At 68.2% G+C, this 6,011-nt stretch carries 7 protein-coding genes; 6 read left to right on the top strand and 1 reads right to left on the bottom strand.

Going from position 1 to position 6,011, the window contains the following annotated elements; translation table 11 throughout:
• The 3 genes from RMO30_RS09460 to RMO30_RS09450 form a co-directional block, all read left to right on the top strand.
• The coding region (locus RMO30_RS09460) for a carbohydrate ABC transporter permease (protein WP_309712462.1) at positions 1-747 on the top strand (747 nt) is incomplete at its 5' end.
• Positions 748-751: 4 nt separating this feature from the next.
• Positions 752-2,221: a GH1 family beta-glucosidase gene (locus RMO30_RS09455; protein ID WP_309712459.1), complete on the top strand. Its 1,470-nt coding sequence runs from the start codon at positions 752-754 to the stop codon at positions 2,219-2,221.
• Between the two features lie 9 nt (positions 2,222-2,230).
• On the top strand, positions 2,231-3,268 hold the full coding sequence (locus tag RMO30_RS09450; RefSeq protein ID WP_309712456.1) for a LacI family DNA-binding transcriptional regulator: 1,038 nt from the start codon (positions 2,231-2,233) through the stop codon (positions 3,266-3,268).
• Here the strand turns inward: RMO30_RS09450 and RMO30_RS09445 are convergent.
• Positions 3,249-3,947 carry an MIP/aquaporin family protein gene (locus tag RMO30_RS09445; RefSeq protein WP_309712465.1) on the bottom strand — a complete coding sequence of 233 codons (699 nt, stop codon included), beginning with the start codon at positions 3,945-3,947 and terminating at the stop codon, positions 3,249-3,251. The genes RMO30_RS09450 and RMO30_RS09445 overlap by 20 nt on opposite strands.
• A 53-nt stretch (positions 3,948-4,000) precedes the next feature.
• Here RMO30_RS09445 and RMO30_RS09440 point away from each other — a divergent pair, with 53 nt between their 5' ends.
• Genes RMO30_RS09440 through RMO30_RS09430 form a run of 3 tightly spaced genes read left to right on the top strand, consistent with a single transcriptional unit; the run spans position 4,001 to position 5,775 of the window.
• Positions 4,001-4,672 (top strand): helix-turn-helix domain-containing protein, encoded by a 672-nt coding sequence (locus RMO30_RS09440; protein WP_309712453.1) that lies wholly within the window; start codon positions 4,001-4,003, stop codon positions 4,670-4,672.
• 10 nt (positions 4,673-4,682) lie between these two features.
• Complete coding sequence (locus RMO30_RS09435; RefSeq protein WP_309712450.1) at positions 4,683-5,336, top strand: arsenate reductase ArsC; 654 nt, start codon at positions 4,683-4,685, stop codon at positions 5,334-5,336.
• A gap of 28 nt (positions 5,337-5,364) precedes the next feature.
• Entirely contained in the window at positions 5,365-5,775 is a 411-nt protein-coding gene (locus RMO30_RS09430) for an arsenate reductase ArsC (RefSeq protein WP_309712445.1), read from the top strand.
• The last annotated feature ends 236 nt before the right edge of the window (positions 5,776-6,011 follow it).

Below are 6,011 nucleotides of genomic sequence, written 5' to 3'. Positions count from 1 at the left end.
TGGTGGTCGTTCGTCATCGGCTCGGGCGACGCGTCGTCACTTCGCGAGCGGCCGTGGTGGCCGGGGGGCAACTTCATCGACAACGCCCTCGCCGTGGTCAGCAACCCCGCGGTCAACTTCTGGCCCGCGCTGTGGAACTCGATCTACTCGTCGTTCCTGATCGCGGCCGCCGTCGTGATCACCTCGACCCTCGCCGGGTGGGCCTTCTCCAAGCTGCGGTTCCGCGGCAGTGTGGGATTGCTCGCCTTCGTCGTCGCCACGATGGCGGTCCCCCAACAGCTCGGCGTCGTACCGCTGTACATCCTGTTCTCGGACCTCGGGTGGACGGGCCAGATCGGCGCCATCATCGTGCCGGCGCTGACGAGCGCCTTCGGGGTGTTCTGGATGACGCAGTATCTGCGTCAGGCGGTTCCCGACGAGCTGATCGAGGCGGCCCGCATCGACGGCGCGACGATGATCCGCATCTTCTGGACGGTGGGCGTGCCCGCGGCGCGACCCGCGGCTGCGATGCTCTTCCTGTTCACCTTCGTGGGTGCCTGGAACAACTTCTTCTGGCCGTTCATCGTTCTCGACCGCCAGAACCCGACGCTGCCGGTCGCACTCTCGCTGCTGCAGTCCAACTACTTCGTCGACTACTCGATCGTGCTCGCCGGAGTCGTGCTCGCCACGATCCCGCTGCTCCTGCTGTTCATCTTCGCGGGCAGGCAGCTGGTGAGCGGCATCATGGCCGGCGCGGTCAAGGGGTAGGGGCATGAGCACCGTGTCAAGGGTGAAGACTGACTCCATTTCGGCGCCCGCAGCCCGGGCCTTCCCGGCGGACTTCCTCTTCGGCGCGGCCACGGCCGCGTATCAGATCGAGGGAGCCGCCCACGAGGACGGTCGGCGCGATTCGATCTGGGATGCCTTCAGCCGCATCCCCGGAGCGGTCGTCGACATGGACAACGGGGATGTCGCGTGCGACCACTACCACCGATACCGGGATGACGTCGCGCTGATGGCTGACCTCGGCCTGCAGACCTACCGCTTCTCCACCTCATGGGCGCGCGTGTGCCCCGACGGCGGTCCCTCGAACACGGCCGGGCTGGACTTCTACTCGCGCCTGGTCGATGAACTCCTCGGTGCGGGCATCCACCCCTGGCTCACGCTCTACCACTGGGATCTGCCTCAAGCCCTCGAGGAGAAGGGCGGCTGGCCCGCCCGCGACACCGCCTACCGCTTCCTGGACTACGCGATGGCGGTGCATGACGCCCTCGGCGATCGCGTGACCTCCTGGACGACGCTCAACGAGCCGTGGTGCTCGTCGTTCCTCAGCTACATCGGGGGCGAGCACGCTCCGGGCCGTCAGGAACCCGCCGCCGGTCTCGCCGCGGGCCACCACCTCCTGCTCGGCCACGGCCTCGTCGTGCAGGAGCTGCGTCGTCGCGACCCCGAGCTGAGTCTGGGGATCACCCTGAACCTCACCGTCGCCGACCCGGTCGACCCGACCGATTCGGGTGACCTCGATGCCGCCCGTCGCATCGACGGGCAGTTCAACCGGTTCTTCCTCGACCCGATCTTCCGCGGCGCCTACCCGGCTGATGTTCTCGCGGATGTCGCGGAGTTCGGTTTCGACTCAGTGGTTCTGCCCGGCGATCTGGCGACCATCTCGGCCCCGATCGACCTGTTGGGTGTGAACTACTACCACGGCGAACTCGTCGGGGCGACCCCGCCCGCGGGAGAGACGATGTCGACCGCCGCGCCCTCCGAGCGTCCCAAGCGCTCGCCTTTCCCCGCGGCCGAGGGCGTGCACTGGCACGTGCGCGACCTGCCTCTCACGGCAATGCAGTGGGAGGTGCAGCCCGAGGGCCTCACGCGGCTGCTGCAGCGCATCCACGACGAGTACACCGGACCGGCCGGGGTCGACCTCGCCGTCACCGAGAACGGCGCCGCGTATGACGATGTCGTCGCCGACGACGGCGGCGTTCACGACGCCGAGCGCGTGACATTCCTCGAGGCACACCTGGGGGCGACCCTTGATGCGATCGACCGCGGGGTGCCAGTACGCGGGTACTTCTACTGGTCGCTCATGGACAACTTCGAGTGGGCATGGGGTTACGACAAGCGGTTCGGCATCGTGCGCGTCGACTACGACACTCAGACGCGCACGCTCAAGGACAGCGCAATCGCGTACCGGGCGATCATCGAGAGCCGCGCGCTGCCCTCCCCGCTGGCGCGGGCCTAGGATCACTCCGTGACAACCGAGGCACCTGAGGCGCGGGCTACTCCCGCAGGGACCCCGACGCTGGAGACGGTCGCCGCCCTCGCGGGGGTGTCGCGGTCGACGGTGTCCCGTGTCATCAACGACTCCCCGAAGGTGACCCCCGAGGCACTCGCCGCCGTGAACAAGGCGATCGAAGAACTCGGCTACGTGCCCAACCGGGCGGCGCGCTCCCTCGCGAGTCGGCGCACGCAGGCGATCGCCCTGGTCATCCCGGAGAACACCGCCCGATTCTTCGCCGACCCCTACTTCGCCGCGGTGATCCAGGGCGCTGCGCTACGGCTCGCCGAGACCGACTACACGCTCACCTTGCTCATCGCATCGGAGACCGATCCCGAGAAGAGCCGCCGCTACCTGCAGTCGGGCAACGTCGACGGCGCGCTCATCCTCTCCCACCACTCCGACGACCGTTCCTACGTCGCCCTGTCGCGCACCTTCCCCGTGGTCTTCGGCGGTCGTCCGGCCCGGCACGACGACGGTCCCGAGCCGGTTTACGTGGACGTCGACAACACCACAGCGGCGCGCGACGTCGTGTCGCTGCTGGTCGCCTCCGGGCGTCGCAGCATCGCGACGATCGCCGGCCCGACCGATATGACCGCTGGGCTCGACCGACTTGAGGGCTGGCGCGCCGCGCTCTCCGACGCCGGGCTGTCGGCCGACCTCGTCGAGCACGGCGACTTCACGCCGGAATCCGGAACTGCTGCGATGGAGCGCCTGTTGGACCGTGGCGTGCCGATCGACGGACTCTTCGCGGCATCCGCTCAGATGGCCGACGGTGCGATGTCGGTTCTGCGTCGTCGCGGGCTCGTCGTGCCGCGTGACCTCGGGGTCGTGACCTTCGACAACGACTACTTCGCGGCGCGCGCGACCCCGTCGCTCACGACGGTCGACCAGGACGAGGGCGGCGTGGGTCGCACCATGGCGGAACTGCTCATCCGCTCGATCGAAGGCGAAGACGTGCCGCGCGTCACGATGATGCCGACGCGTCTGATCAACCGCCGCTCGCAGTAACAGCGATCGAACCCGGAGTGTCGCGGGTTGCCGGGAAGAACGCCCGCACGGCAAGCCAGCCGATGAGCCCGCCTACGAGTTGCGCGGCGAGGTACGGGGGCGCTGACGTGGGGGCGATCCCCGCGAAGGTGTCGCTGAACATCCGGGCGATCGTGATCGCCGGGTTCGCGAAACTCGTCGACGAGGTGAAGAAGTAGGCGGCGCCGATGTAGGCGCCGACGGCCGGCGCGGCGAGAGCCGCGCGGCCGGTACGCACGAGGGCGAAGATCACGAGCACCAGCCCCGCCGTCGCGACGACTTCGGCGAGCAGGTGCGGCCAGGTCGCCCGATCGGTGGTGCTCCACGAGACGGCATCGAGCCCGAACATCAGGTTTGCGAGCATGACCCCGGCGATGCATCCGGTGATCTGCGCGGGCACGTAGCGCGCGACATCCCGCCACGACCGGGTACCGAGCAACGCGTCTACGAGCGAGACGACGGGGTTGAAGTGCGCCCCCGACACGGGAGCGAAGACCAGGATGAGCACCGTGAGCCCGAGCGCGGTGACGAGCGCGTTCTCGAGCAACTGAAGTCCGACGTCGTTCGAGAGTTGCTCGGCGGCGATGCCGGATCCGACGACGACGGTGGTGAGCAGAGCGCTGCCGACGAACTCGCCGGCGGTGGCGCGGGTGTGGGTGATCACAGGCTGAGCCTAGCTTGACATCGCATCTTGCCTCAACAAATATTGACTCAATGAACACTGATCGACTCGACCTCGCTGAGCGCGCCGCACGGCACGCGGCCCTCTCCGACCCCGCGCGACTCGACGTCGTCGACCGGCTGAGCCTGGGCGACCTCTCGCCCACCGAGTTGCAGCAGGCGCTCGGCGTGACGTCGAACCTGCTCGCCCACCACCTGGGCGTACTCGAGCACGCGGGGCTGATCGAACGCCGCCGTTCCGAGGGCGACAGGCGTCGCACCTACGTGCACCTCGTCCCGGGCGCCCTCACCGGGCTCCTGCCCGGCAGGACGGCCACCGCCCGCCGCGTCGTCTTCGTCTGCTCGGCCAACTCGGCGCGCTCACAGCTCGCCGCCGCGCTGTGGCGCCTGGCGAGCGACGTGCCCACGGCATCCGCCGGCACCCAGCCCGCCGACCGGATCGCGCCCAGTGCCCTCGCGGTGGCGAAGCGCCACGGCATCCCGATGCTGGCGACCTCACCGCTCGCCCTCGACCAGGTGCTCGCCGACAGTGACTTCGTCATCACCGTGTGCGACAACGCCCACGAAGAGCTCGAGCGTCGACCCGCACTGCACTGGTCGATCCCCGACCCGGTGCGCGCCGGCACCGAGCGCGCCTTCGAAGATGCCCTCGCCGACCTGACCCGCCGCGTCGGCGACCTCGCCCCGCGCCTCACCGCCGCCTGAAAGGACGATGATGTCCGACTACACCCGCGCCGCAGTCCCGCTCGACCAGGAGTACGCCCTCAAGGTCGCTGCGACCCGCCTCGCCCGCGACTTCGAGGGCGTCTTCGGGGTCGAAACGATCGAGCGGTTTCTGCACACCTCGTACGAGCAGTTCGCCGGACGCGCAACTGTCACGAACTACCTGCCGCTGCTCTCCGAACGATTCGCGAAGCAGCGCCTCAGCGCACTCGCACGGGTCGAAGGCAGGTCGAATGACGGCACCCCGGCGGTGCTGTTCCTCTGCATCCACAACGCCGGGCGATCGCAGATGGCCCTCGGGTTCTTCGAGCATTACGCCGGGAACGGCGCGGTCGGCTGGTCGGGCGGATCGGAGCCGGGCGACCAAGTGAACCGCGCCGCCATCGAGGCGATGAAGGAGCGCGGCATCGACATCTCCGCCGAATACCCGAAGCCGTGGACCGATGAGGTGGTGCGCGCCGCCGATGTCGTCATCACCATGGGATGCGGCGACGCGTGCCCCGTGTTCCCCGGCAAGCGGTACGAAGAGTGGGTGCTCGACGACCCGGCAGGCTGGGACGTTTCCGGCATCCGCCCCGTACGCGACGAGATCGAGCGACGCGTACTCACCCTGCTCGACCAACTCGGCGTACCCGCTCGAACCTGACCCCGCATCCCTGTAGAGAGAGAAACGAATGTCTGACAAGCCCACCATCCTGTTCGTCTGCATCCACAACGCCGGACGCTCGCAGATGGCCGCTGGCTACGCCCGCGCGCTGTCGGGCGGCGCCGTCGAGGTGCTCTCCGGAGGATCCGAGCCGGGCGATCAGATCAACCCGATGGCGGTCGCCGCGATGGCCGAAGAGGGGATCGACATCTCGCAGGCGGTGCCGACCCTCATGACGACCGAGCAGGTGCGCGAATCGGATGCCGTCATCACCATGGGGTGCGGCGACGTCTGCCCGATCTTCCCCGGCAAACGCTACGAGGACTGGGAGCTCACCGACCCGAAAGGCAAGCCGCTCGACGAGGTGCGGGTTATCCGCAACGACATCAAGCGTCGGGTGCAGGGTCTGCTCGCCGAACTGGGAGTCGCAGCCGCCTGAGGTCGTCGCTGTCCGGCGCCGACGCAGGGTCTTCCATAGGGTCGAAGGATGGCTGACGCTGTGGTTCACGACACCGCCGGCTCGCGCTTCGTCCTGCTTCGCGGCGACCAGGGACCCCCTCGTGTGCCTCACATTGTATTCGAATGTCCTACTATGGATAGGGGTTGTATGTCGTATTTATGTGCGATAGAGTGAGTTTGCTCGTGCCGAGCATCTCGTTCTGAATGACGAACTAC

It is taken from the genome of Pseudolysinimonas sp. (assembly GCF_031389465.1).
GTDB lineage: Bacteria > Actinomycetota > Actinomycetes > Actinomycetales > Microbacteriaceae > Pseudolysinimonas_A.
Note: the sequence above shows the minus strand (reverse complement) of the source record. Positions and strands in the feature narration are given on the sequence as shown.